General features: G+C 66.7%; 27 protein-coding genes. 10 read left to right on the plus strand and 17 right to left on the minus strand.

The genetic code is table 11. The annotated features are described in order from the left end of the window. Positions 1 to 13: 13 nt before the first annotated feature. The 3 genes from FR943_RS26585 to FR943_RS01555 all read right to left on the minus strand — a co-directional run bounded on the left by FR943_RS26585 (position 14) and on the right by FR943_RS01555 (position 4,875). Positions 14 to 2,356: a cellulase family glycosylhydrolase gene (locus tag FR943_RS26585; protein WP_217154521.1), complete on the minus strand. Its 2,343-nt coding sequence runs from the start codon at positions 2,354 to 2,356 to the stop codon at positions 14 to 16. A gap of 268 nt (positions 2,357 to 2,624) precedes the next feature. After that, positions 2,625 to 2,882, minus strand: a complete 258-nt coding sequence (locus FR943_RS01550; protein ID WP_217154522.1) for a hypothetical protein — start codon at positions 2,880 to 2,882, stop codon at positions 2,625 to 2,627. 145 nt (positions 2,883 to 3,027) lie between these two features. Further along, positions 3,028 to 4,875 carry a metallopeptidase domain-containing protein gene (locus FR943_RS01555; RefSeq protein ID WP_217154523.1) on the minus strand — a complete coding sequence of 616 codons (1,848 nt, stop codon included), beginning with the start codon at positions 4,873 to 4,875 and terminating at the stop codon, positions 3,028 to 3,030. Between the two features lie 168 nt (positions 4,876 to 5,043). On the opposite strand from FR943_RS01555, the gene FR943_RS01560 reads away from it, so the two are divergent. Continuing rightward, positions 5,044 to 5,886 (plus strand): NHL repeat-containing protein, encoded by an 843-nt coding sequence (locus tag FR943_RS01560; RefSeq protein ID WP_217154524.1) that lies wholly within the window; start codon positions 5,044 to 5,046, stop codon positions 5,884 to 5,886. A 32-nt stretch (positions 5,887 to 5,918) separates the two neighbouring features. Here the strand turns inward: FR943_RS01560 and FR943_RS01565 are convergent, their stop codons facing one another. Then, entirely contained in the window at positions 5,919 to 6,344 is a 426-nt protein-coding gene (locus FR943_RS01565; RefSeq protein ID WP_217154525.1) for a PPOX class F420-dependent oxidoreductase, read from the minus strand. 33 nt (positions 6,345 to 6,377) lie between these two features. Continuing rightward, complete coding sequence (locus FR943_RS01570) at positions 6,378 to 7,052, minus strand: class I SAM-dependent methyltransferase (protein WP_217154526.1); 675 nt, start codon at positions 7,050 to 7,052, stop codon at positions 6,378 to 6,380. A gap of 130 nt (positions 7,053 to 7,182) precedes the next feature. On the opposite strand from FR943_RS01570, the gene FR943_RS01575 reads away from it, so the two are divergent. Then, positions 7,183 to 7,827, plus strand: a complete 645-nt coding sequence (locus tag FR943_RS01575; RefSeq protein ID WP_443732530.1) for a TetR/AcrR family transcriptional regulator — start codon at positions 7,183 to 7,185, stop codon at positions 7,825 to 7,827. On the opposite strand, the gene FR943_RS01580 is transcribed toward FR943_RS01575, so the two are convergent. Further along, entirely contained in the window at positions 7,778 to 8,587 is an 810-nt protein-coding gene (locus tag FR943_RS01580; RefSeq protein ID WP_217154528.1) for a DUF1906 domain-containing protein, read from the minus strand. The genes FR943_RS01575 and FR943_RS01580 overlap by 50 nt on opposite strands. 194 nt (positions 8,588 to 8,781) lie before the next feature. On the opposite strand from FR943_RS01580, the gene FR943_RS01585 reads away from it, so the two are divergent. After that, positions 8,782 to 9,354: a Uma2 family endonuclease gene (locus FR943_RS01585; protein ID WP_217154529.1), complete on the plus strand. Its 573-nt coding sequence runs from the start codon at positions 8,782 to 8,784 to the stop codon at positions 9,352 to 9,354. Between the two features lie 10 nt (positions 9,355 to 9,364). On the opposite strand, the gene FR943_RS01590 is transcribed toward FR943_RS01585, so the two are convergent. From FR943_RS01590 to FR943_RS01600, 3 genes are all read right to left on the minus strand, one after another. Next, entirely contained in the window at positions 9,365 to 11,509 is a 2,145-nt protein-coding gene (locus FR943_RS01590) for a DNA gyrase subunit A (RefSeq protein ID WP_217154530.1), read from the minus strand. A 16-nt stretch (positions 11,510 to 11,525) separates the two neighbouring features. After that, on the minus strand, positions 11,526 to 13,568 hold the full coding sequence (locus FR943_RS01595; RefSeq protein ID WP_217154531.1) for a toprim domain-containing protein: 2,043 nt from the start codon (positions 13,566 to 13,568) through the stop codon (positions 11,526 to 11,528). A 328-nt stretch (positions 13,569 to 13,896) separates the two neighbouring features. Then, positions 13,897 to 14,853 (minus strand): TauD/TfdA dioxygenase family protein, encoded by a 957-nt coding sequence (locus FR943_RS01600; protein WP_217154532.1) that lies wholly within the window; start codon positions 14,851 to 14,853, stop codon positions 13,897 to 13,899. A 95-nt stretch (positions 14,854 to 14,948) separates the two neighbouring features. Between FR943_RS01600 and FR943_RS01605 the strand changes: the two genes are divergently transcribed. Then, positions 14,949 to 15,671: an IclR family transcriptional regulator gene (locus FR943_RS01605; protein ID WP_217154533.1), complete on the plus strand. Its 723-nt coding sequence runs from the start codon at positions 14,949 to 14,951 to the stop codon at positions 15,669 to 15,671. A 62-nt stretch (positions 15,672 to 15,733) separates the two neighbouring features. Then, entirely contained in the window at positions 15,734 to 15,985 is a 252-nt protein-coding gene (locus FR943_RS01610) for a hypothetical protein (RefSeq protein WP_217154534.1), read from the plus strand. Positions 15,986 to 15,994: 9 nt separating this feature from the next. On the opposite strand, the gene FR943_RS01615 is transcribed toward FR943_RS01610, so the two are convergent. Further along, positions 15,995 to 16,414 (minus strand): DUF5313 domain-containing protein, encoded by a 420-nt coding sequence (locus tag FR943_RS01615; RefSeq protein WP_217154535.1) that lies wholly within the window; start codon positions 16,412 to 16,414, stop codon positions 15,995 to 15,997. Positions 16,415 to 16,481: 67 nt separating this feature from the next. Here FR943_RS01615 and FR943_RS01620 point away from each other — a divergent pair, with 67 nt between their 5' ends. Further along, positions 16,482 to 16,859 (plus strand): ArsR/SmtB family transcription factor, encoded by a 378-nt coding sequence (locus FR943_RS01620; RefSeq protein WP_217154536.1) that lies wholly within the window; start codon positions 16,482 to 16,484, stop codon positions 16,857 to 16,859. Positions 16,860 to 16,873: 14 nt separating this feature from the next. Here FR943_RS01620 and FR943_RS01625 read toward each other — a convergent pair whose 3' ends face one another. From FR943_RS01625 to FR943_RS01635, 3 genes are read right to left on the minus strand one after another with little or no spacing between them, the layout of a single operon-like run. After that, positions 16,874 to 17,257, minus strand: coding sequence for a type II toxin-antitoxin system VapC family toxin (locus FR943_RS01625; protein ID WP_217154537.1), 384 nt, complete (start codon positions 17,255 to 17,257; stop codon positions 16,874 to 16,876). Further along, a complete protein-coding gene (locus FR943_RS01630; protein ID WP_217154538.1) occupies positions 17,254 to 17,484 on the minus strand; it encodes a type II toxin-antitoxin system Phd/YefM family antitoxin in 231 nt (76 codons plus the stop codon). The genes FR943_RS01625 and FR943_RS01630 overlap by 4 nt, the downstream gene beginning before the upstream one ends. Positions 17,485 to 17,526: 42 nt before the next feature. Then, the gene (locus FR943_RS01635) at positions 17,527 to 18,234 is read right to left on the minus strand and encodes a DsbA family protein (protein ID WP_372448057.1); all 708 of its coding nucleotides are present in this window, start codon (positions 18,232 to 18,234) and stop codon (positions 17,527 to 17,529) included. Between the two features lie 282 nt (positions 18,235 to 18,516). Between FR943_RS01635 and FR943_RS01640 the strand changes: the two genes are divergently transcribed. The 3 genes from FR943_RS01640 (at position 18,517) to FR943_RS01650 (ending at position 21,457) form a co-directional block, all read left to right on the plus strand. Further along, a complete protein-coding gene (locus FR943_RS01640) occupies positions 18,517 to 19,776 on the plus strand; it encodes a lipase family protein (RefSeq protein ID WP_246584775.1) in 1,260 nt (419 codons plus the stop codon). Positions 19,777 to 19,859: 83 nt separating this feature from the next. Then, complete coding sequence (locus FR943_RS01645; RefSeq protein ID WP_217154747.1) at positions 19,860 to 20,429, plus strand: TetR/AcrR family transcriptional regulator; 570 nt, start codon at positions 19,860 to 19,862, stop codon at positions 20,427 to 20,429. Positions 20,430 to 20,479: 50 nt separating this feature from the next. Beyond that, positions 20,480 to 21,457, plus strand: a complete 978-nt coding sequence (locus tag FR943_RS01650) for a glycoside hydrolase family 6 protein (protein ID WP_217154748.1) — start codon at positions 20,480 to 20,482, stop codon at positions 21,455 to 21,457. Here the strand turns inward: FR943_RS01650 and FR943_RS01655 are convergent, their stop codons facing one another. The 3 genes from FR943_RS01655 to FR943_RS01665 form a co-directional block, all read right to left on the minus strand. Next, positions 21,458 to 22,096: a hypothetical protein gene (locus FR943_RS01655; protein ID WP_217154540.1), complete on the minus strand. Its 639-nt coding sequence runs from the start codon at positions 22,094 to 22,096 to the stop codon at positions 21,458 to 21,460. Positions 22,097 to 22,178: 82 nt separating this feature from the next. After that, positions 22,179 to 22,958, minus strand: a complete 780-nt coding sequence (locus FR943_RS01660) for an SDR family NAD(P)-dependent oxidoreductase (protein ID WP_217154541.1) — start codon at positions 22,956 to 22,958, stop codon at positions 22,179 to 22,181. Between the two features lie 59 nt (positions 22,959 to 23,017). Next, positions 23,018 to 23,956: an SMP-30/gluconolactonase/LRE family protein gene (locus FR943_RS01665; protein WP_217154542.1), complete on the minus strand. Its 939-nt coding sequence runs from the start codon at positions 23,954 to 23,956 to the stop codon at positions 23,018 to 23,020. Between the two features lie 117 nt (positions 23,957 to 24,073). Here FR943_RS01665 and FR943_RS01670 point away from each other — a divergent pair, with 117 nt between their 5' ends. Beyond that, positions 24,074 to 24,655 (plus strand): TetR/AcrR family transcriptional regulator, encoded by a 582-nt coding sequence (locus tag FR943_RS01670; protein WP_217154543.1) that lies wholly within the window; start codon positions 24,074 to 24,076, stop codon positions 24,653 to 24,655. Between the two features lie 54 nt (positions 24,656 to 24,709). On the opposite strand, the gene thiD is transcribed toward FR943_RS01670, so the two are convergent. Next, positions 24,710 to 25,516: a bifunctional hydroxymethylpyrimidine kinase/phosphomethylpyrimidine kinase gene (thiD, locus tag FR943_RS01675; RefSeq protein WP_217154544.1), complete on the minus strand. Its 807-nt coding sequence runs from the start codon at positions 25,514 to 25,516 to the stop codon at positions 24,710 to 24,712. Positions 25,517 to 25,524 lie beyond the last annotated feature (8 nt).

The following is a 25,524-nucleotide window of genomic DNA, read 5'->3' on the forward strand; positions in this document are numbered from 1 at the left end:
GTATGAGCAACCATCAGACGGACACCAGCGACTCAGACGTGGCCGCGTTACCCGTAACCGTCACTGTGACAACGGTTGCGCCCGGATCTGAGGCGATGACGAGCCTGGGGTCGTTCGGGGCCGACACCACGTGACCACCGGTGACGGTGACCTGATAGCCGTTCGGATACTGGACGGTGGGTGTCGAGATGATGGTCTGCGATCCCGCGGCGAAGTCACCCGATCCATCGACTCGTGCGGTCGAGTAGGTGAAGTTGAACGTCCCGTCCTCGGAGACGGTCCAACCCTGCGGGGTTCCGGAGACCACCTGCGGGTACGGCTTGGACAGCACCTTAAGGTTGCTGGAATTGACGTTGTCGCCGACCGGTGGCAAGGACGGGTCGTACACCAAGGACTGGTCGGTGGGGCTGGCACTGCTGGTGATTTCACCGACACCGGTGTAGGCCCAGTTGGCCCAGCTGATCTGCTTGGCGTCGGCGGCTCGCGTCTCGTCCGCGAGGGCATCCGGATCGCTGGTGGCCCCGAATTCACCCATGATGGCGGGCATCTCGTGCTCGGTGCTGTAGCTGTCGGCGCGGCCCGCGAGGATCGGCCCGACCAGGAAACTCAGATTGATACCGGCGACGTTGCCGTACCCGTGATATTCGAGGACCGTATTCGGATCGGAGATCTCGCCCAGGGCGACGGGCTGGCCGAACAGGATCGCGCTGATCTCGTCGACGGCCGGGCTGGCCGGTGAGACGAACACGGGGGTGTTCGGGTCCACCGACCGGATCGCGGCGATGGTCTGGTTGTACATCGGGGTGAGTTGCTGGGTCCCGAAGAAGGCACCGTTGAGAATCGTTGCGAGCCAACCGGAGCCGACCCACGGTTCGTTGATGATGTTGTAGCCGATGACGTTGGGGTTGTCACCGAAGTAGCCGGCGACAGCTTGCCAACTCTGCGCGTAGTGGTTCTGCAGTCCGACCCCGTCGGGGGCATCGGAGTTCGCCCAGAACGCGTCCCAGGCGTGGTTCTGCGCCGGGCTCAGGTAGTAGTTGACGACGAATTGGCCCAGGAGCGCACCCAAGTCTGGGTTGGGCAGACCACCGGTCTGGGTGGCCCAAGCCGGTGCGCCTTCACCGTGCAGCTCGGTGCTGTACAGGTCCTGGTGCATGTCGATGAAGGTGTAGATGCCGTGGTCGCTCAGAGTTTGTACGGTCTGGTTGATTCCGGCCAGGTAGTCGGTGTCGATGACACCGGGTTCGGGTTCCACTGCAGCCCAATTGATTCCCAGTCGCACCACGTTGAACCCGTTGTCCGCCAGGAATTGTGCGTCGTCGTCACTGAAGCCCATCGCCGATGGGTCATACGGCGGCACCTTGTAGACCACGTTCACCCCGTGCATGAGGACGACTTGCCCGTCGCTGTTGGTGAACCAGGTGCCGGTGGTGGTGAGCTTGTCGACGTTCCCCATGCTCGGCGGGACTCCGGCGATAGTGCCGAAACCACCGACGTCGCCGTGGGTGCCGAAGATCCCCGCGATGCCGCCCGCGCCGCCGAGTGCGACCAAGCCGGTCGCCGGGCCACCGACGGCGCTGTCGCCCGCGTCGCCACCGTCGCCACCGATGCCGAACAGCCTGGAGCCGTTGCCGCCATCTCCGCCGACGCCGCCGACCGCGCCGTCGCCACCGTTGCCGCCGTCGCCACCGAGACCGAAGAGCAGGCCGCGTCCGCCGCCACCGAAACCTCCGGCACCTCCGCGCGCCCCAGCGGTGCCGGAACCGCCGTCCCCGCCGAGACCACCGATGCCCATCAGCAGTCCGCCGGCGCCCCCGGCGCCCCCAGCTGCGCCGGCACCTCCGGTACCGCCGACGCCGCCGTTGCCGAGCAATCCGGCAGACCCTCCCGTACCACCGGCGGTCCCAGCCGAGGTGCTGTTCCAGCCCGCGCCGCCGTCACCCAACAGCCAACCGCCGGCGCCTCCGTCCCGGTGCTCGGCGGTGCCCGCCGAGCCGTTGCCGATCACGTAGGTCCCGGCCACGGTGTTGATGAACCCGTCGATCGCTTGCCCGACCGGGCTGGTGATCCACAATTGCACCGCGTCGTGGAGGGGGTCGTAGACGACAGTCCCGACGACGGCAGCCGGCGACTCCAGCGACAGCGTGTTCACCACCGCGCCGTGGTTGCCGGTAGTCGACCCGGCCGTGATCGTCCTGCGGCTGGCCAACCCCAACGCTGCCCACGTCAACGGATTGGAATCCGGCGGAGCGGTCGGATCTTTGGCGGGCGACACGCCCCCGAGACCGGGCAGCACATTGGCCGCCGCGATCATGCGGATGACTGGGTTGGCCGGCTCGATCGGCTGTTGCGTCATGACCGGTGGTGTCGCCGGCTCGGCGTCGTGCGCGGCTTCCGCGACCGCCGTTGGTCCCGACGAAGTTCGGGTAGTTCGCTCGGTCGTTGCGGTCACCGCCGTGGATGCGTGTAACCGCGCCGGTTCCGCTCGCTGTACCGGCGTGGACGGTGAATCGTCAGCGGTGGCCGCGGCGGGCTCGGGTTTGGTCTTCTTGTCAGCGGAGCGTCGGGTCGGGTCACCGCCGTGCTTTCGGTGGACGCGACGGGGAGATGAGTTGATGTGCGCATCATGCGATCTCGCAGCGCCGGCGGAACGGCTCGCCGTGCTCTTGGCGTTTCTTTCGGTGGATCCGGCCCCGGCCGAGCGGGTTGCTCCTGCCGACGGTTTGTCCGCCATTGGTTTCGGCGATCTCGCCTTGCGGCGTGGGCCGGTCTCGGTGGACGACGAAGACGAATCGGCGCTCGATCGAGCTTTGGCGTTGCCGTCGTTGGATCCGCTCGCGGAACTCCCGGAGGAACCGCCGGTGTCGGCGGATGCCACCCAACTGCCGGAGGCCAGCGCGGCCCCGATCCCCAGCGCAACTGCCAGCCCGCCGACACGACCCACATACGCCGATGTGTCCATGGATCATGACTACACGACCCCCGCTGCTCGTACTGCCGAAATTACGGGTCTACCGGCGCGGTCGTCTAACGTCCGAGCAGTTTGTCGGCTGCTGCCACCTTGAACTGCGGTGATTCCACTTGCAGCTCGATGAGGGAGGTGAGGGTGTCGCGGTCTGCCCCACCGAGATCGGGATGGGCCTGCAGCCGAGTGAGGGCATTGCGTTTCCACTGTTCGATCCGCCAACCCGGCCACTCCAGCGGAATGATGAAATCGCCGGGCTCCACCTGGACGGGGATGGTGTCCGCGATGCACTGGGCAGCGCGGCGAATGTCGTCTGGGTGCATGCCCGTGTAGGAGCCGCTGTCGACCGAGAAGGCAGCCTTCACCTGCGCGGAATGCCCGGCGCCGTCGCTGACCAGCACACTGACGCCCATCTGGAACACGTCGCCTGGCGGCGATGTCAGGGTGAGGGAGCGGCCATCTGGAGACATCGCACAGCCAAGCGTGAACGTGCGAGGCCCGAGGTCTACGGCGAGGCTTGTCGCACCGGCCGCGATCGGCTTGTCCTCGACAGCCCAGGTGATCTGTGGCCCAACGAATCCCACGGTGGCAACCGTGAAGGTAACCGTGGTCGTTGTTTTCCAGCTGCCGAAGCGCAACACGTTCCCGCACTTGTCTCTGCGGGTGCGGGTGATGCGACCGCCTTCGTCGATGACGGTCGCCTCCGGCTCCGTTTGCGTCACCTCGGCTCCCCACGGCATCCACTCGATACGGAGCGCGCCGTCGGCACCGGTGGCCACTCGCACGGAGGTGCCCGACGACGTGCCGTCGGCCCATCGGAGCAGCGGGGTCTGGTCGCCGGCGGTCCACACCGAGGAACCGCCGTAGGTGAGCGAGGGGTCGCCCAGATGAGCGACGTCGGTACTGACCCGCCACACCAGCACCCCGTCGCCGGCCACCCCAGAGTCGTATGTCCTGCCCGGCAGGTTCGGACCGCGCCGTTCGAACAGGAAGTACTCGTTCTCGCGTCTCGCGGTGTCCCAGAGAATGATCGAGCCGTTCGATTGGGTACCCACGACTTCTGATCCCGCGGCGGCCATGTCGCGAATCTTTGGTTCGATCCAGCCGAGGTGCAGCTTGTGCCACGAATCCAGGTGCACGGGGACCTGGTCGTCGGCGTCGAAAGAATATCCACTCATCAGTGTGAGCAGATAATTACCGCCGTAGCCGTACAGGTCGATCGTCCCGAGCGAATGCGACAGTTCGTGTGCTATCTGGTAGAAGGGCGTCAGCGGGCCGGCGCCGGCGACGTGCACGGTGAGCTCGGTCGGTTGCGGGGGGTTCCCGATCATCTTGAGCACCGCGTAATTGTCCCGATTGGCCGGCTGCGCCGGATTTCCCGGAACGTGGTAATTCTCGAAGATGACGACGCAAAGTTCTTCTGCGGTGATCTCGTCGTCATTGTTCACGTCCAACCCGGCAAAGGTTTCCTGGGGTACGAGATCGAGAATGGTGCGCCAGCGAATTTCGGGTTTGTCGCCCAGGCCCGGAACCCATTCTCCCATCGCCAGCGGACCGACGACACCGATGTCCTCGAACCTGAACCGGCGATCGCTGTTTTCCGAAAAGTATTCGCGCAAGCTCGCCGGATTGGCGCCGCCGAATGGCGGTGCAGGCGTCCCAAATGCCAGGTCCGGGTAGTAATTCGGCGGATGGTAGTCCGAGAACGGCGGAAAATCGGAATACTCCGCCAGGACGATCAGCAGGGGTCGGGTTCCGGTCGCCGCCCGGCCTCGCTGGAGCATTGCGCCATGCCCGAAGTCGGCAAGGGTTGGTGCCTGTGTCATTGGGTCCCCCAATATTTCAGGACGGCTGAGGATGCCGCGGCCGTCGCTCGCTGTGGTGGGTGATGTGGCCGAGCCACACTCCACATCGTCATCGCGGGCGTGGCCCTACGGCGCGAGTAATGCGCTACCTCAATTCGGCGCGATCGCGTTCTGCTCTGGAGTGCGGCCGCACGGCCTAGGATCCCGGGAGTGGAGCCCGAAACCACCACACGTCGCGGGCCACCACCCACATCGCGGTGGCGACGGCGCGGCATGGCCGTCGGACACCTGCTGGGGGTGGCCGCCCTCGCTGTGGGAAGCATGCTGGTGGCGTGCTCGCCGGGCCCGGCCTCGCCGGTGGCGGACGCGCCGCTGCAAGCGGGTGCGCAGACTACGATTCCAGTCGATCCGATCGGCATCAGCGAGATCGAGGCCGGCCCGAACAACGTGCTGTACCTGGGCGGTTCGGGCGGGTTGTCGACACTGGCGCCCGGGGCTGCCCAACCGGCGCGGATGAATCTCGATCCACAGCCCGTGGTGTCGTCGATGGCAGTCGCCCCGGATGGCACGGTGTCATTCGTCAAACTCGGCGGTGTCGTCGAGACCCTCAAACCGGGCGCCACCACAGCAGAACCGCTGCCGTTCGACCGGCTTCGGCACTTCAGCAAGATCGCGGTGGCGCGGGACGGCACCGTCTATCTCGGCGACAACGAGCAACACAAGCTACTGAAACTCGCACCCGGGAAGAGAGTTCCGACCGAGCTCGCCGTCGGTGAAGTCGACGGCCTCGGGCACATGGTGGTCGACGGGGACGACAACCTGTATGTGTCCATGCGGGGCAAGATCGTCAAGATCGCCAAGGGCGCAACCACGGCCGAGCCGGTGGCCGGTGTGACCGGCCACGCCGGCGGCCTGGCGGTCGACGCCGCGGGGAACCTGTATGCCACAGACTTGCAGGCCAATACGGTGTCGCGAACGGTGACCCCTGGTGGCGACTGGGCCCAGCTGCCGTTCGATGGATTGCAGACTCCGGCCGACATTGCCGTTGACGGCGACGGCAATGTCTACGTCGTCAACAAGCTGGGCACCGAGATCGCCAGGCTCGCTGCCACATAGCGGTCACCGGCCCTGCCTCGGCGGGTCGAACGTCAGGTGTCCGTGGCTTTGCGAGGTGCGCTGGGTTCGGCGAACGGATCGGCGTTGATGCCCCACGAATTCACCCATTGCGGTGTGATCTCGATCCAGCGGGGCCCGAACCCGGGGCCCAGTGCCTCGCCGCCGGTGTCGTGGATCCGTACCGGACCTTTGATCAGAACTCCGCGCGGCGCCCATTGCGGCTCGGTGACGACGTCGTCGACGACGAACGCGGCCTGCGGATTGCTCTGCAGGTGCCGAATGTAGAGCCGAGCCTGACCGCGGTAAGAGTGCCCGCCGATCTTTATCGACTCACTGTCGGTATCGAGGTGAAAACCCACTGGAATCACATGTGGCTGAGCGGTTTTGCCGACGGTGGCCAGTCGGCCGACCCGCTGTGATGCGAGGTAGTCCTTTTCCTTCTGGGTGAACAGCCCCATATCCGTACTCCTGTTCTCTTCGGTAGATCCGCGCTACGCCGGCTTGTGGGCGCTGAGCAGGAAGCCGGACATCAGCACGTGGCCCTCGTTGTCGCGTTCGAGCGCCAGATCGGGCGCTGCGGTGAAGGCGCTGTCGTTGCCGTACAGCTTGGCCGCATGCACGTCGTCGATCTCCCAGTCGGTGGAGACCACCTCACGCAACTCGGCCTCGGTCAAGCCGCGTGGGCCGGGTCGGTCGTCGGGGAGGGCGTCACCGAAGGCGTCGGCGGCGAACGCCAAGATGTACAGCGAGGCGCCCGGGGCGGCGGCCCGCGAGATCGCCCGCACGTAGTCTGCCCGCTTTTCCGGCGGTAGTGAATGCAGCAGTCCGCTGTCGAGAACGGTGGCGAACCGGCCGTCGTAGCCGTCGAACGCGGTGATGTCGGCCTGGGCGAATGTGGCTGAGGTCAAGCCCTTTTCGGCTGCGGTTGCGGTGGCGGCCGCCACGGCCGTGGCCGAGGCGTCCAGGCCGACCACGGTGTAACCCTGTGCGGCCAGCGCCAGGGACAGCGCTGCGTGTCCGCACCCGGCGTCGAGCACGTCGCTGCGTACCTTGCCCTGGTCGATCAGGGCAGCCAACTCCGGTTGCGGCTTGCCGATGCTCCACGGCGGTGGCGTGTCGAGCCGGTAGGCGCTGTCCCAATCCATGTTCATGCGTGGTGACGTCATTGGTCCTCCCAAGTGAATCGACTCTGTCGCTACCAGTGTGCCCACAAAACTCAACAGTTGTCTATATTAGCTGGTAAGCCGCCTGCGGCTTGTACGATTGCCAGCGGAACCGATCATGAGGGAGAGCGCGGTGAGTGCAGAACCGGTGCCGGATCCGGCCGGCGTCGAGAGCGAGAGCAAGGGGCAGCGCACCCGACGCCGGATTCTGGACGCCGCCCGTGGTGTCTTCGCCCACCTCGGCTACGAACGCGCCACCATCCGCGGTATCGCCGCGGCCGCCGGCGTCGACAAGTCCTCGGTCATCCAGTACTTCGGCAGCAAGAAGAACCTCTTCCGCGAGGCCGTGCACTGGAGCATCCCGGTGGCCGACGCGGTGGGCGACACTCCCGCGCAAACCGCGGAGAACCTGGCCCGCGGCATGTTCGATGCCTGGGCCGCCGACCCCAACAGCCCCATGACGGTGCTGTTGCGAGCCAGCATGACCAGTGAGGACGCCGCCGAAATTCTGCGCGACCACATCACCTCAGAAGCCGTCACCGCGCTGGCCGACACCATCGACGCGCCCGACGCGCGGCTGCGCGCGGCATTACTGGGGGCGATGCTGATGGGCGTGGCCAGCCACCGCTACCTGCTGCACATGCCAGACCTGCGCGAGGCCGGCACCGACGACATCCTGCGCCTGATCACGCCACTGCTGCAGACCTTGATTCACGCCGACGACGACGTCACGGATGCATGTTCCACTGACCGCAATCCTGGGCCAGCACATCGTTGACGTCGACCTCGATGCCGCCGACCACCGGGCCGGGGTTCGACGCGGTGCTGACAATCCGTTGGTAGAGCACCGCGGCCGGGTGGACCTGACCGCGCGACCAGGACCGGGTCTGCCACGCCCACGCGCGTCCGGGCGTCCCCGACCTGCCGATGACACCGTCTTCGATGGCCCACTGGCACGGGTTGATACCCGCGTAGATGCCGGTGCGCTGGACGCCGATCACCGAGTTGATTCCACGAAACCACGGCAGTGCCAGGGTGTTCCAGGCGTTGCGGTCGATGTCGTCGTCGACGCTGAAGAAGACCGGTGCGCTCCGGCCCCCACCTGCGGCGGTATGCAACTGCCACGCGGTGCGCGCATCGGCGACGCCCCCGGCATAGCCGCGGGTGAAGTCCGACGGCGCCGTCCCGCCCGGCTTGCCGTACTGGAAGTTGCTGACGATCACCAGCCCGGCGGCGGTCAGCTCCCTGGCGTAGGGCAGCGTGATCGGCTTGGCGCCAAAGGTCGACCCGGGGCGTGACGTCGAGACGTAGTTGATCACCCCGGAATGCCCGGCAGACCGGATGTCCCGGGCCGGAATTTGCCGCTGGGCGAAGTCGATCAGGGTCGGAGCGGCGGCCGACGCCCGGGGCGCGCCGGCGCTTGCCGCGGCCACGCCGAGCCCGGCCAGCGCCGACACCGCGGTGGCAAGGCGCAGCGCGTCTCGCCGGGAAACCGGGGCTGATCGGCGCAGGCCGCCGGTCCCAGGCGAGTCCTGCATGGGCAGATGTTAACAAAGTGACTGTTGTTAACTGTGTGGCCACGCCGGGGCGGCGCAACGGGGCATTCGCGCCAAGACCTCGAGCCAGCCCAAAATCTTTGGCTGTTTGTCGGTGCCCGCGGGCAAACTCGACCACGAGCGGAACCGTGAGCAGGCGTAACGTGCTCTGAAGTAGGTGGCCCTGGAGGTGCAGCATGGCGGGATTGGCCGAATTGCCCCGTGACCTGGTGACGCTCGAACAGTGGGACGCCCTCGAGCTGGATGAGGCGCGTCGCTGGGAGCTCGTCGAGGGGGGCATCGTCATGACACCGCGGCCGCGTCCGCTTCACCAGATAGTGTCGGGAAATCTACGGCAGTTGATCCGGGCGGTGCTGCCGGAGTCGCTCGCGGTGCTGCAGGAAGTCGAGATCACCGTCGAGGCGCGCTTCCCGCCGACAGTGCGTGATCCCGACCTTGTCGTGGTGAATCGCAGCGTCGTGGATCGCAATCCCGTGCGGGTCGACGCCCACGATGTCGCGTTGGTCGTCGAGATCGTGTCCCCTGGTTCGCGACGGACCGACCGGGTGATGAAGCTCTACGAGTATGCGAAAGCCGACATCGAACACTATTGGATTGTCGATCTCGACTCAGACGCGGAAGAGCGGTTCCTGGTGCACCGGATCCACGACGGAACGTACCAGCGCGTCGAAGCCCTTGTCGGCGAGCGGGTTCGAACCGGCGAGCCGGTGACGCTCGACTTCACGCTCGACGAGCTCACCCGGGCCTGAGGCCCCGGCCCTACGTGGCCGGGGTGATCCCCGTCCCGGCGCTCTTCACCGAGGCCTTCGCGCGTTTCTCGGCGCGCACCGGCCGCCCGCCGCGCACGAACCCGGTCGGGGAGATCGTTGCCGACAGCAGTGCGTCCTCACCGTTGACGAACGGGTGGAATCCGACGCCGGCGCCGCCGCGCCCCTTGACCGGGATGTCGGCGACTTCGGTGACCTTCCAGGCTTTCTCGGAGATCGACAGGATGGCCTCGCCGTTCTCGCACGTCACCGGCAGCGCGGCGATCACTGCGTCCATCGGGTCACCGGCCACCAGCTTCACCCCGGCCACACCGTTGCCGGCCACGCCCTGGGGATTCACCGCGGCGGGATCGACGCGCAGGATCTTGCCGCGTCGGGTCACCAGCGCCAGGTGGTAGCCGTCGGGCAGCACTCCGGAGCACAACAGCCCGGTGATGTCCGGCGCGACGGGGATGTCGCGGATCTTGTAGGGCAGGCCGTTGCCGCTGGTGAACTTGACCCGTCCGTCGGTCCATACCGCCCAACCGAGGCCTGACGTCAACAGCTCGCCGTGGCTGTCGGAGAACACACCCCGGTCATCGAGGCGCCAGGCGGCGTTGACCTTGCGTTCGCGCGGCCCGTCGTCGTCGGCGCCGGCCGTGACGGGCGTGGCGTCGAAATCGAGGACGGTGCGACGGTCGAACTCGGGGCCCTTGAACAGCTTTGCGGTCTCGACCAGCTCCTTGTCGATCACCACCCGGCGGGCATCCGGGTTGGACACCAGTTCGGTCAGTTCGGCGAATTCGGCGTCCAGCTTCTCGGCCTCGGCCTGCAGCTCGATGACGTCGAGTTTGGTCAGGCGTCGAAGTTGCAGTCCCAGAACGTAATCGGCCTGCCCGGTGTCGATCTTGAAATGTTCCTGCAGGCCCTGACGGGCCTCGTCGACGGTCTCGGAGGCACGAATGATCGCCACCGCAGTGTCGATGTCCAGGTGGATTTTCATCAGGCCGGCCACCAGGTGACGGCGGGCGGCGACCTTCTCCAGTCGATACTCGCTGCGGCGCAACACCACTGAATCGCGCAGGTGCAGGAAGGCGCTGATCAGTTCACGCACTGACCACCAGCGCGGCACCCGGTCCTCGTCGAGCGCGACCAGGCTGGCGGCGAAGGTCGACTCCAGCGGCGTCAGCGCGAGCAGCTGGTCGCGGATGGTCTCGGCGCTGTGTCCACGTTTGGCGGTGACGACGATGCGCAGGCCGTTGCGCCGGTCGGTGAGGTCGGACATGTCGGCCACCCCGGACAATTCGCCCGATTCGACCAACGCCCGGATCCGGTCCTGCACAGTGTTACTCGCCACGCCGGGCGGCAGCTCGGTGATGACGACGTTCTTACCGTCGACGGTCAGGGTGCCGCGCACGGTGAATGCGCCGCGGCCGGTGGTGATGTACTCCCGCAACCCGGCGGTGCCGACCACGGTGGCCCCGCAGCCCCAGTCCGGGCCCGGAATCAGCTTGACCAACCGATCGTCGGTCATGTTCGGGGTTTTCAACAGGGCCCGGCAGGCCGCCATCACCTCGCGCGGATTGTGCGCGGGCACCTTGGTGGCCCAGCCCTCGGCGATGCCGACGGCACCGTTGCACAGCAACACCGGCCACTGCGCCGGCAGCACCGTCGGTTCGATCCATTCACCGTCGAAGGTCGACACCATCGGCACGGCGTGACTGTCGAGTTCGGCGGTGAGTGCCGCACCGGGCGCGGACAGCCGCATCTCGGTGTAGCGGTCGGCGGCCGGGATGTCACCTTGGATGCGGGGGAATGCACCTTGTCCGTCAATGACTTTCACGCGCTGGAAGTCGGCGGCCATCAGCGCCGCCGCGCCGTACATCGACGCGCCACCATGCGGGTGCAGGTTGCCGGTGACGGCCGAGCACACCTTCGAGGACTTCTGCGGTTTGTTGCCGGGCAGCAGCTTCGAATCGTGCATCTGGTAGAGCAGGCGGCGCTGGCCCGGCTTGAGCCCGTCGAAGGCCGAAGGGATGGCGCGATCGCTGACGCTGTAGAGCGCGAACGTCAGCTGGTAGTGATTCCAGTAGTCGTCGGCGCTCTGGTCGAGCACCAGGTCGGGGTTCTGTTCGGGAACATCCAGGGTGGCAGTCACAGTGTTTTCCTACGTCTCAGGTCAAGTCGAGCGCTGCGGTGTCGACATGGGCGGCGACATCGGCCATCCACGTGCGCCGGCCCTCGGGCGGCCCGCCGAACAGGGTGTGGTGCAGCTTCTTCTCACCGTCGTCGGGATGCACCCGAATCACGGTGCGCCGCTCGGGATCCAGCACGGTGTTCCAGAAGTCGTCGGCGTCCATTTCACCGAGACCCTTGTTGCGTTGCACCTCCACTTTGCGTTTGGAGGTGGCTTTGAGCTGCGCCACCGCGGCATCGCGTTCGGACTCGTCCTGGCAGTAGATCCGTTCCTGACCGTCTTTGACCACGAACAGCGGCGGCAACGTCACGTAGACCATCCCGGCCTCGACAAGCGGCCGGTAGAAGTCCAGGAACATCGAGATGAGGCTCGAGTTGATGTTGCCGCCGTCGGGGTCGGCGTCGGAGGCGAACAGAATCCGGTCGTAGCGGCACAGTTCGGGGTCGCAGTTGTCACGCAGACCGCAGCCCAGGATGCGTTCGATCGCATCGAACTCGTCTTTGCCCCGGGCCTTGCTCACGGCGAACCCATAGACGTTGGGCGGCTTGCCTTTCAGCGGGAAGGCGGCCTGGAACGTCGCATCCCGGGCCGCTTTGATCGTGCCCAGCGCGGAATCGCCCTCGCACAGGAACAACTCGGCGCCCGAGCCGCGACCGGTCTCCCGGCTGGGCAACAACTTCGGCGGCAGCGACAGATTGGTTCCCAGGCCCTTGGCCTTCGACGCGGCACGGGACCGGGCCTTGGCCCCCTCGGCGCTGCGCCGGGCGCGGGCGGACTCCAGTGCCAGCTTGGTCCACAGCGTCACGGCGTCGGTGTTGGCCGGGTTGGCCGCCCAGATCGTCACACTGCGCGCCACGTCCGGGGCCATCGCCACGTTCAGCGAACGCGACGACACCGCGGTCTTGGCCTGGGAATCCCAGGCCACATCCGGTGCGCGAGTGTCGACCGCGAGTGCGGTGACCGCCGCGAAATCCTGTGGCTCCGGCCCGTCCTCGCCCTTGGCCAGCCCCAGATCCCGGATCCGGGAAGCCCGGTCGGCCAGGGCTTCGGAGAGACCTTTCACCGCGGCGGTCAGGTGCGACCCGCCGTTCGGTGTGCGCACGGTGTTGCAGAACGCGGCGACGGTGGTCGGTTCGGCCGGGCCCGCGGTCAACGACCAACGGAACGGGGTCGGTCCGCGTCCGGTGGTGTATTCACCGCGACCCTCCACGCCGGCACGCACGTCGGGCAGGGGAGTGCCGGTCGCGGTGCACATGAGTTGCAGCAGGGCATCGGTGCCCCACGGCCCGTCGAACGGCTCGAGCAACGCGGGCGGAACCTCCTCGCCGGGCCAGCCGTCGTCGACCACGACGAGGTGCACTCCGGGCGACATCCGCGCCGAGGCGTGCGCGCGCAACAGCACCTCACCGATATCCAGGGCGGAATCGGGCACCACGGCGGTGTCGAACAGGATGCGCACGGTGGTGCCGTGGGCGTTGGGCTTGCGGTTGCCCGCGCCGCGCAGCTTCTGGCTGTCGGCGCGGGTGAACGGGGCGTCGGGGTCGAAGTCCCGGTCCCCGGCGTCCTCGAACACACCGGGGTAGCCGCGTCCGAAACTCTGCAGGTAGGTCTTTCCGGCCCGGCGCACCGTGACGTCGGTACGGGCGGAGATGAACACCGCCGCCGCGGCCCCGATGCCGTTGAGGCCGGCGCCAGTGCTTGTGGCGTCGGAGTGCGCGGAGAACTTGCCGCCGGCGCGCGCGGTGCCCAGGGTTTTGACGATGCCGTTCTTCCCGGTGACTGGGTCGGAGTCGACGGGCAGGCCGCGGCCGTCGTCGGCGACGCTGACCGACCCGTCGGCGTGCAGGGTGATGGTCACGGTGGAACCGCCGTGACCAGGATCGGCGACTTCTTCGATGGCGTTGTCCACCAACTCGCGCATTGCCGTGTTGAGCACGTCCAGGCCCAGGTTCACCGCCGGCCGCAGGCGGGTGTGCTGGACATCGTCGAGTTCGGTGATGTCTGCAGCGTTGTAACTCACTGCTGGTCCTTTCCATCAGGGCCGCGTGGAAGGACCGATACACGCAGGGTCCCGCACACGTGTGCCGCAGGAATCGTAAGCGGCTGAACCGACAGCTTTGCTCAGCCCTCGGCGTGCCTGCGGCGCGTGTCCTTGGCCTACGACGAAGCCGGTGGGCCACCCTACTCGATGCCTAGATTGGCTAAAAACCGCGTCGGGCCGGGGCGCGTTGCGGCCGATGTGGCGGCGCACGGCGGCCCCGGAAAACGCGGCGCCCCGCGATCGCCGATGGCGCGCGGGGCGGTGTGCGGCTGCTCGGGGAGGGCAAACCCCGTCCGCAGCAACAGCTTTAGACTGTCATCTCCAGAATCTTGTCACCGACGGCATTGCCTTCGAAGTAGCCCAAGCCGTAGTCACCCTCGATCGTGGTGCGGTGCATGATGCGTGGCTCATCCGGATCGTGGCCGCTCACCGCGTGCAGCATGCGCAGGTTGTCCCAGATCACCATGTCGGTGGCGCGCCACTTGTGGAAGTACGGTGTGATCTTGGTCAACAGCTCCTTGCACACCGCTTCGAGAAGTTCGTCGCCCTCGGGGTTTTCGGCGCCCTCGATGCCTTCGGCCATCCACGGCGAGACGTGCAGCACCTTCTCGCCGGTGTCACGGGTCCACACCGCGGGATGAACGGCGCGTGGCAGCTTCTTGCCGTAGTCGATGGTCTTCTGCAGGGCGATGTGGGGCTGGATCTCGACGAATCCGTCGGCCAGGCCGAAGCGCATGTCGCGGAAACGCAGGTTCAGGGTGTAGAGGATGCCCCGGCCCTCGATCTGCTCCCGCAGCTCGGGGGAAAGGGCGTGGTAGAGCTGGATTCCGTCGGCGAACCCGGTCTCGCCGCCCTCGGTGACGCCGGTGATGCAGCGCAGCACGCCGGCCCGGTTCAGCTGGTTGTTGTAGCAGTGATCGAAGTGCCACGGCAGCCACGAGGTGACTTCCTTGCCGTCGACCAGCACGATGTTGCCCTCACGCGGCGCCTGGCCGATCTCGATGACGCCGGGGTGCAGAGCTCCGCCCGCCCGCGGCACGGTGGGGATCGGATGGTCCTTGAGCGGGCCGAACACCTTGCTGATTTCCACCTGCAGCTTGCCGTCGGGGTCGACGTCTTCGAACAGGATCATGCCGCGTTCGTCGAACACCCGGCGCAGCCGTTCACGCACCTCGTGGTCCTCCAGCGTGGCCAGGGTGACGCCGGTGATCCGCGCACCGAACGACAGGTCGTCCCGCAGCGGACGGACGGTGATGAGTGACATGCGTTTTCCTCCCGACGGTGAACCGGCTTGCAAGCTGTATCAAATATTGATACGGTCGATCATTATTTAACACACACAAGTTATCGAGGGTTCCCATGGCCGTCAAGGGCAGTTCGACCGCTGCGCGGGTATTGACCGTGTTCGAGGCGGTGGCCGCGAACCAGCCGGTGGGGGTCGCGACGTTGTCGCGGATGCTCGACGTCGACAAGAGCGCGGTGCAGCGTGCGCTGGTCACGCTCGGCGAGCAAGGGTGGATCCGGGCGCGCGAGGGTCAGGCGACGCAGTGGGAGACCACGGTGCGCATCCTGAACATCGCCCAGAGTGTGCGGGCCAAATCCGACCTGCGCCGCAACATCCAGTCGGCGCTCGAACGGTTGGCGACGCAGACCGGGGAAACCGCGATCTTCAACGAGCCCGACGGCGCGCATCTGGTGGTGTCGCAGGTGGCCGAGAGCCGGCAGCAGTTGCGCATGGTGCCGCGGATCGGGGCCGTCGTCCCCGCCCGGGAAAGCGCCACCGGCCGCATCCTGCTGCCGTACCTGCGCCGTGAACAACAGATCGAATTGCTTGGCGGACCGCCTGATCCGGAGTTCCTCGCCCTGATCGAGGCCTGCCGCGCCCGTGGCTACGCGGCCAGCGCCGAGGTGGATGACCCGTCGATGACCATCGCCGCCCCGGTGTTCGAGGTGGATGGCCGGCCGATCGGGGTGGTGGCGATCAGCGGACCGGCCGAGCGGATGCCGCCCGAGGGTCATCCCCGCCTGGCCGAATTCGTGTGTCAGGCCGCCAATCGGGTGTCGCGCGGCGCCGGCGAATAGACCGGGCCGCGAACGGGCATAGCTAAAGCCTGGCCGACAACGTACGAGGGCGAGGCGTACCCATGACAATTTCGACAGACGACGTTCGGCGACTGCTGGTCTCAGATGCGGCAGACGCCGTCCTGATACTGGTGCAGGGCCATACCGACGTGGTGCCCGCGCAGCAGCTCGATTCGGATGAGTACCGCGGCGCGCTGCAGGTGGTATCCCGGTCCGACCTGATCGAGCACACTCATGGAGCACAACTGTCCGAGCAGCAGATGGCCGAGGAGGCCGCCAAGCTGGACAGCGAGATATCGGAACTCGGGGCGTAATTCGCCCACTCAGACGTCGTGACTGCTGCTCGGCCCGGTGCGGGGTCCGTAGCGTTCGGCGTAGGCCTGGTGGATGTGCGCGTTCTTCTTGCGTGACAACTCGTCGACGAGGCCGGGGTTCAGGCCGTGCTTGGCGAGCATGTGGCGACGCCACACCTTGTTCAGTGCGTGGGAGAAGTACACGAACGGGATGAAGATCGGCACCGTCATGCTGGCGTGCAGGTAGAGCGACATCGGGATGAACCAGATCGGCGCCAGCACCAGGATCGCCGGGATCGCGACGCGGACCATCATCCGGATGGTGGCCCCGGGACCGGCCAGGTCATTGGCCACCCACTCGCGCATGGAGTCGGGCAGCCGCTTGCCATAGCAGTAGGCGACATACTGCAGCGGGCCCGGTTTGGTGCGTGGAGTCTGGCCGGTGGGCATTGATGCAGGGTAACGCCCGCTATGATGGATTGCGAATTTCATCAATCCGTCAAGCATTGGGGCAACGGTGGCCGACAGCATTCTCGATGGCCCCGAGCGGCCGTTGTACGAGATCAAGGCCAACCTGTTCAAGGCGCTGGCGCATCCGGCCCGGATCCGGGTGCTGGAGATCTTGTCGACGAGTGACGGCCCGACGCCGGTCAGCGCCATCCTGGCCGCCAGCGATATCGAGCCCACGCTGCTCTCTCAACATCTCGCGGTCCTCAAACGCCACCACGTGGTCAGCGGGCATCGCGTCGGCAACGCCGTGTACTACACCCTCGCGCACCCCAAGATCGCCGAGCTGTTGCTCATCGCCCGGACGTTCCTCGCCGACACCCTCGCGGCTCAGCATGACCAGTTCGAGGCAGTGGGTTCACTGCCGCCGATCGGGACGCCTCGGTAATCCGATCAGCCCCGTCACCGCGTGGCGTCGATGGCTTCGGGGACCGCCGCCAGCAGTTTCGCGTCGGCGGTGAGCAGCGCCAACCGCTCCACGCCAGCCTGGGCGACCAGGATCGCGTCGAATGGATCCTTGTGTGGCAGCGCGGTGATGTCCGAAGCGAGCGTGTGACGTCGCGTGATGGGCAGATCCCGCAGGCCGGACCGGCTGATGGCCTCATCGAGGCCATCGGGCAGGGTGAGCTTGCCGATCGCCGCTTTGATGGTGAGCTCCCAGGTGCTGGCTGCGGAGACGAACACCACCGGGCTGTGCGTGATGCGATTGCGCGCTTCGGCGCCCAGCCGCGGATTGTCTTCGAGGAGCCACAGCAGGACGTGGGTGTCCAGTAACAAGCCCGTCATTCGAGGCCGAACAACGTGTTGAGGTCACTGTCGGTGTCATCGAAGTGCTCGGTGTCGTAATCGAATTGGCCGGCCAGTCCGCCGAAGGCGATGTCAATGCGGGTGTGCGGGACCAGATCGGCCACCGGTTTTCCGGCCCGCGCGATCGTGATCTTTTCGCCGTTCTCGACCCGGGTGAGCAGCTGCGACAGGTGCGTCTTCGCGTCGTGGATGTTGACCGTCGACATGAACCCAGCGTACTGGACTTAGTCCAGTCAGACTAGGTTCGATCAGTGCGGGAGCTGATCGAGCCAATCGGAGTTCCCGTCGACCACCTTGGCGTCGGGTACCGCGCCGTCGAGCACCACCAACGGCACCCCGGCATCGGGGAACTGCCGCAGCAGCGGGAGGTTGTTCGCCGCGATCGCATGCCCGTCGAAGGGGATGGGCAGCCCCAGCCGGATCATGTTCTGCGCGGATTGCGGGGCACCGGCGTGGGTGGCCAGGTCGGCGAGCTGATCGTTGCTCAGATCCGTCTCGCCCTCCTCTTCGGGCTGGTGGTCGGCGGCGAAGATCTGCTCGATGAAGCGCCAGGTGACCTCGCTGGAGCGAGAATGATCGGCGACGATGAACGCCGCGTAGATCGCGCGGCTGTCGTAATTGCCACTGGCCGAGTACTTTTCGAGGAAACCGACGAACCGCACATTGAGGTGCAGCGTGCCGGCCTCGATGCGCCGCCCGATTTCGGCACCCTGTTCCTGGACCATTTTCCCGCTGTAGGGGCACAGCGGATCCAGATAGAGGTCCACCTGTCCCGGCGCAGCCGGGTCGCCGATGGACAGCACGTCGCCGGTCGGTGCGGCTTCGGCGGCATACGCGCGTCCGGCGCCGGGACCCCACAGCAGGGCCACCGCGAGCAGGCCGGCCATCAGCATCAGGTACAGCGCGCGGGACGGGGGCCGGTGTGTGGCTTCGGTGGGCGTCGGTTGGAGGCTCATGGGTTCCATTGTCACGGAGGTCTCGCGGAGGGCTACCGGGCCGGTGCGTCATGTCGGATGATGTCGATCGGCGCCGCCGCTTTCTGCAGGGTGGCTGCTGTCTCGCCGAGGTCACGGCCCGGGTGTAGAAACCGGCGGCGACCCTGAGCGCGAGCAAGAAACCGCAGTTGAGCTGCAATGTCCTGCAATTGCTCTAGTTAGTTAGAGGAAAAGTGGCACAGCCGGACACTTTCTTGTTACTGTCCGGTAATGCGCCACGCCGGGGGGATCGTCGTTGTCCTCATGCTGCTGATCGGTTTGCTCGTCACCGCCACGTCGCCGGCGTTCGCCGATACCGGCGACGAGCCGCAGTATCAGGAGTTCTATCTCCCGCCGGATCCGCTGCCCGCCGGTGCGCCCGGCGACGTGATCCGCACCGAACCGAGCCGGTTGGTGCTCGAGCCCTCCGGTCAGCTGGGCGCCATCATGGCCACCGGAACGCGAATCATGTACCGCAGCACCGATTCCCGAGGAAAGCCGATCGCCGTCACCGGCACCTATTTCGAGCCGTACAACGACTGGCCGGGCAAGGGGCCGCGTCCGTTGATCGTCTACGCGCCCGGAACGCAGGGCCAAGGCAACCAGTGCGCGCCGTCGCGCCAGTTCAACCAGGGCATCCACTACTCGGGCGGCTGGGACATCATGATCAACTACGAGGAGGCGTTCATCGCCACCATGGTGGCCCGTGGTTTTGCCATCGCCATGACCGACTACCAAGGTCTCGGCACCGACTCGATGCACACCTACGTCAACCGCCTGGCCGAGGGCTACGCCGTGCTGGATGCCGGCCGGGCCGCCATGAAGCTACCGGATACGTCGCTGGATCCCCATGGGCCGGTGGCATTCTGGGGCTATTCGCAGGGCGGTGGGGCCACCGCGTCGGCTGCCGAGCTGGCCTCGGCCTACGCTCCGGAACTCGACATCGTCGGCACCTACGCCGGCGCCCCACCGGCCGATCTCAAGGAGCTGCTGCCCTACGCCGACGGCAGCGCGCTGGTCGGGGTGGTGGGTTACGCACTCAACGGCGTCATCGCCGCCTACCCGGAAGCCGCCGACGCCATCCGGTCGAAGCTGACCCAGCGTGGCAAGGACATGCTCGAGTCGGTGTCGCGCCAATGCGTCGGCCAGACGATCATCGATTTCGCCTTCCGTCATCTGCAGCCCTACTTCACCGAGGACATCCACCAGCTCGTCAACGAAGAGCCGTTCAGCAGCCTGTTCGAACTGCAGAAGCTCGGCCGGTACAAGCCCAACGCGCCGGTGTTGATCAACAGCAACCGATACGACCCGCTGGTGCCGTGGACGGCGGCCAACCAACTGGGCCGGGACTGGTGCGCGCAGGGTGCCGACGTCGAGTTCCGCACCAACGAAGAACCACCTTTCCTCAACAAGCTGGTCATCAATCACGCGCTGCCCATGCTGGTCGACGGCGAGCCCGCCATGCAGTGGATCGCCGCCCGCTTCAACGGCGAACCCACCACACCCAACTGCGGGGCGTTCTGAGGCCCGGTCGTTAAACTGCGGGCATCGCTGCACGCAGGAAGTACAACCCGGCACAACGTCGCCGCGACCTGGCCGACGCCGCCATCGCGCTCCTCGGCGCTGACGGCGCCCGCGGCGTCAGCCACCCGAAGGTCGACAAGAAGGCCGGGGTTCCCGACGGCACCACCTCGTTCTACTTCCGCACCCGCAAAGCCCTGATGCACGCGATCGCTGCGCGCCTCAACGAGCTCGATCTCGCCGACCTCTCGCTGCTCAGCGAGGTGACCGACGCCGATCCGACGGAGTTCACCGGAACGATCGGATTTGCCACCCTCGTCATGTATTCGGCCTCGGAGCCCTGGCTCACCCGCACCAAAGCCCGGTACGAGTTGGCCTTGCAGGCCGGCCGCGACGACGAACTCGCCGCCACGTTGCGCGAGTCCATGGACGGGTTCTACGGGCTCGCGCGCGCTGTCGTCACCGAATGGCATGCCTCCGACGAGAATCCGACGCCACTGGAAGTCATCGACGATCAGGCCAAGACCCTGTTCTCGTTCGTCAACGGGGTGATGATGACGTTCGTCGTCGGACAACCCCTGGTGGCCGACGCCGATCAACTCGACCGGTTGATCCGAGGAGTCCTGGCGGGATGGCCGGCTGACGGGACCCCGTGACGGGCAGCGACTGGCGCCAATCGCCCCGCCCCATTACTTTCCCTGAGGTGATCTCCTCCGCTGTTGGCGCCGTCGCGCGCTGGATCGCCCCTGCCCTCACCGTTGCCGCCGTGGTCGGCGCGGGCCTGGTCACCGACGCCGCCCCGGCGGTGCGCCTGGTCAGTGACGCCAACCCGCTGGAGGGCCAGGCTTTCTACGTCAACCCCGCCTCGAAGGCGATGCGTGCCGCGCAGGCCAACCCGAGCCCCGAGCTGCAGGCCATCGCCAACACGCCCACGGCCTACTGGATGGACAACGTCTCCACCCCCGCGGTGGACGCGAAGTACATCGCCACCGCCCAGGCCGCCGGGACCATGCCGATTCTGGCGCTGTACGGCATCCCGCACCGCGACTGCGGCAGCTACGCCGCGGGCGGCTTCGGCTCGGCCGCGGCCTACCGGGGCTGGATCGACGGCGTCGCCGCCGCCATCGGTTCAGGGCCGGCCGCGGTCATCCTCGAACCAGATGCCTTGGCCATGGCCGACTGCCTGTCGGGTGACCAGCGTGAGGAACGCTACGACCTGATGAGCTACGCCGTCGACACACTGACCCGCAATCCGGGCACCGCGGTGTATGTGGACGCGGGCCACTCCCGGTGGACGGCCGCCAATGAGATGGCGAACCGGCTCAACCGGGTCGGGGTGGCCAAGGCCCGGGGCTTCAGCCTCAACACCGCCAACTTCTTCACCACCGAGGAGGAAATGGGCTACGGCGACGCCATTTCCGGGATGACCGGCGGCAAGCACTACGTGATCGACACCTCGCGCAACGGTGCCGGACCGGCCGAGGGCGAGATGTACTGGTGCAACCCCAGCGGACGGGCCCTCGGCGCGGCGCCGACCACGGCGACCGGCAACGGCAACGTCGACGCCTTCCTGTGGGTCAAGCGCCCGGGCGAGTCCGACGGGGCATGCGGGACGGGCGAGGCCTCCGCGGGCACCTTCGTGAGCCAGTACGCGATCGATCTGACCCGCAACGCGGGCCGCTGATCAGGGCTGCGGTGGCGGTGCCGGCGGCGCCGCCTCGCACTCGGCCAGTGTCGGCGTGGAGAAGTTGACCGACCCCACCCCGCCGAGGGTCATACCGTTGTCGGCGAGCGTCATCGTCGTCGTGTAACGGCACGTCTGATTGACCGTCAGCCCGATGAGGAATTCGACGTCGTAGGTGTAGAGGAACGAACGCACCAGCTGGTTGGCATCCCATGGCACGTCCAGGGCGAAGCCCAGGGACGACGCGGACAAGGCATTGAGCAGCCGCGGGCCGACCTCCCCGATCCCCGGCGTGAGGTAAAACGGTGTGCCGTCGAGCTTTGTGCCGGACACGCTGACACTTCTGATGCGGTAGCCGGTGGTCCCCGATGGGATGAGCGGTCCCCGGCGAATATTGGTGCTGAACAAGATCGAATAATTCGTGCCGCCCGCAATCGCGGTGGTGCTGAAACTCGTCGAGGTGAATTCCTGCGGCAATTGAGCCGCACAATTTCCGATTTTTCCGGACGGGTCACCGCATTCCTGAGGGGCCGCGAATGCGACCGGGGCCAGTGCCGCAGCGCCGACGACAGGCACCGTCAAGGCGGCACCGCGGATGAACGTGCGGCGGGAGAACGCGCTCCCATTGTGATTCGTCATTGGTCTTCCTCCTTTTTGGCTCGTGCTTTCGTCGACAATTTCGAACCTACAAGGGTGATCTACGATTCGGCGGGAATTGGCATCAGCGGAATGAACCCGCCCCACCGTCGACGAGCAGAGTTTGCCCGGTCAGATAGGTGGAATCGTCCCCGATCAGAAATGCCACGACCGCACCGATATCGGTGGTGGGATCCCCGATTCGTTTGAGCGACGTGCTCCTGGCGACCTGCTCGTAGCGTCGCGGCGCCACATCGCGCAGCACTTTGAGGCCGTCGGTTTCGGCGAGTGGGCAGACCACGTTGACCCTGATCTGGTCGACACCCCATTCCAGCGCGGCAACCTTGGACATCCCGCGAATCGCCTCTTTGGCGCCGGCATACGCGCCGAACTGCGCGGTGCCGACCGTGCCGGCCGCCGAGCCGAGGTTGACGATGGATCCGCCCCCGGCCTTCACCAGATGCGGATACACCGCCTGCATGAGGCGGAACGTGGCCCGCGGGCCGGTGTCGTAGACCTTCTCGTACTCGTCGGTGGGGATGTCGACGAACGGTATGGGGCCGGCGCTGGCAACCGCGTTGTTGACCAACGCGTCCACGCTTCCGAAGGCGTCCAGCGCCGCCGTGACGATGTGCTGCGCACTGTCGGGATCGCGCAGGTCGGCGACGACGGAGGCAACCTCACCCTCGGCATCGGCGAATTCTGCTGTGGTGTTTGCCAATACGTCGCCGAGAACGTCCGTCACGAGCACCCGCGCGCCGCGCGACAGCAGGGCCGAGGCGATGCCTTTCCCGACGCCGCGGGCGGCCCCGGTGACGATGGCGACGTGGCCGTCCAGGGAGTGCGGATGACTGTAATTGGACATGGGAGTTGCCTTTCTGGAGGGCCAGATGTGGCACGCTACGCCCCGCGGGCCCCGGTTCGTCAGACAACAGGTGTGAGATCGGTTCCGGGCGGGGGTTGCAGCCGACGCAGCGCGCCGTCGAACGCCGTGACATACAGCGCGTTGCCATTGGGTCCGGGGCCCACTCGCACCGACGTCGGCCCGTTGGGTGGCAACGCGAGCTTGCTGAGTCCGCGGGCGATCGTGCACACCCGGCCGGTGTCGGTGTTCACGGCGTAGACCTCACCCGCGGTGTCCCCGGCGACATACAGCGTCCCGTCGCGGGTGGCCTGCATGTCGTCGGAGCCGGCGATGAGGCCGGGCAGCCGAGCGACCGTGGAGGTGGCATCGGGGTTGTCCAGCGGCAGCTGCAAAATGGTTGACAGAGCGGAGTTTTCGGTGAACAGCGCGGTGCGGTCGGGGGTCAGGGCGAGGCCGTTGGGCAGCGGTGTGTCCGACCAGGATCGGGTATGGAGTCCGGTGGTGGGGTTGTAGCGGTCGATGCCTTTCGGGGGGATGCTCAGCTGCGAGAAGATCAGATCGCCGTCGGGCAGGAACAGCAGACCGTTCGGCGAGGACAATCCGGTCAGTAGTGTCGTCGCTTCGCCAGAGCTCAGGTCCAGGCGTTGCAGCGTGCCGCGCGAGGTGCCGGGGTTGTTGCCGGTCAGGAAATACAGGTCGCGCCCCGAAAGTCTCAGTCCGGCAGGGTGATCGAGGCCCGACAGCACCGTGTCGCTGTGCCCGTGGGCGTCGACGTGGAGCAGTCGGCCGTCCTCGATCGCACTCAGGTAGAAACCGCCATGACCGTCGGGCTCGAGGTTCTCCAGGGCGCCGAGCCCGCTGGCCACCGTGGTCGCCGGCCAGGTGTGGCAGGCGTCGGTGCGTTCGGCGGCCCTGGGTGTCGCCTGCGCGGTCGGTGTGGCCACTGCGAACAGGATTGCGATGGCGCACAACGCGGCCCGGCATGTTGTTTGCGGCATGGATTCGCCCCCTGAGTTAACCCCGACCCAATTAGATACCTTTTGGTATCCGATGCCAAAAGGTATCATGGGGTGGTGCAGAGTGGCGACGGTCGATCGGAAGGATCCCCGCGGACGATGACGCGCCGGCGCATCGAGACCCGTCGGCGGCTCCTGGACGCGGCGTTTTCGGTATTTGCGGCAAAGGGCTTCGGACGCACCAGGATTGACGACATCTGCCAGGCGTCGGGCTACACCAAGGGGGCGTTCTACTCGAACTTCACCAGCCTGGACGAGTTGTTCCTGGCCTTGTACCGGGAGCAGTCCCGTCAGTTCGCCGAGCACACCGCGCAATTCCTGGCCGCCGAACCCGTCGACTCCGTCGAGGAGACAATTCAGGCTTGGGCCCGGCAACTGCCCATCGATCGGGACTGGTTGCTGATCAACACCGACTTCGTCCTGTACGCCGCACGCCGACCGGACGTGCAGCTGGACCTCGCCACCGAACGGTCCCGCATGCGCGAGGACTTCACCCGCATGCTCGCCGAGCATGTCGGCGACCGGGCGCCGCAACTTCCGGATTCCCTGCCCACGCCCGCCGATATGGCGCGTGCGCTCGTCACGGTCTACGACGGGGTGATCGCGCAGCTCATCCTCGACATGGATGAACCCGCGGTGCGGCAGCACTTTGCCAACATCGCCCGTGCCTTGTTTCGGTAGTTCGCCATTGCTCTTGCCCCGGAGTCGGGCACCCGAGTTCGAACGAGCAGCATTTCAACGACCCGTCTGGCTCGCGCCCTGCCATACGGTGTCGAACGGCGCGTTGCCGCCGATGCGTTCGACGATTCCGGCCGTGGTGAACTCTTTGGCCAGCCGGACCGCGTCGAGGACATCCGATCCCTTGGCCAGTGCCGCGGTGATCGCTGCTGCCAGAGTGCATCCCGCGCCGGCGACACGCGCCTGTCCGACCTTCGGGGCCCGCAGGATCTCGGCGTCTCTCCCGTCGAAAACCACGTCGATCGCGTCGTCACCGGGAAAGTCGACGCCGCCCTTCACCACCACGTAGTCGGGCCCGAGGTCGGCGATGCGTCGTGCGGCCTCGATGAGATCGTCGATGGAGGCGATGTCCGCCATCCCGGCCAAAGTGCGCGCCTCGAACAGGTTCGGTGTGGTGACCGTGGCCCGCGGCAGGATCTGCCGACGCAGTGCGGTGTCGGTGTCCAGCGCCGCGCCCGGTTCCTGGCCTTTGCAGATCAGCACCGGGTCGACGACGATGTGCCGCCAGGTCTGCCGGGCCAGCGCCTCGGCGACGACGTCGATCGTCGCGGGCGTGCCCAGCATGCCGATCTTGACGACATCGAGGTCATAGGCCGACGTCGCCGCCTCGATCTGGTCGGCGACGACCTGCGGCTCGACGGGGACGAATCGGTGCGACCAGTTCGCTTTCGGGTCGAACGACACGATGCAGGTCACGGTTCCCACGCCGTAGGTGTCGAGCTGTTGGAAGGTGCGCAGGTCTGCCTGCAGACCCGCACCGCCGGTGGCTTCGGACCCGGCGATGACATACGACAGCGCGACCACGCCACGAG

It is taken from the genome of [Mycobacterium] fortunisiensis, assembly GCF_019050325.1.
Taxonomy (GTDB): domain Bacteria; phylum Actinomycetota; class Actinomycetes; order Mycobacteriales; family Mycobacteriaceae; genus Mycobacterium; species Mycobacterium fortunisiensis.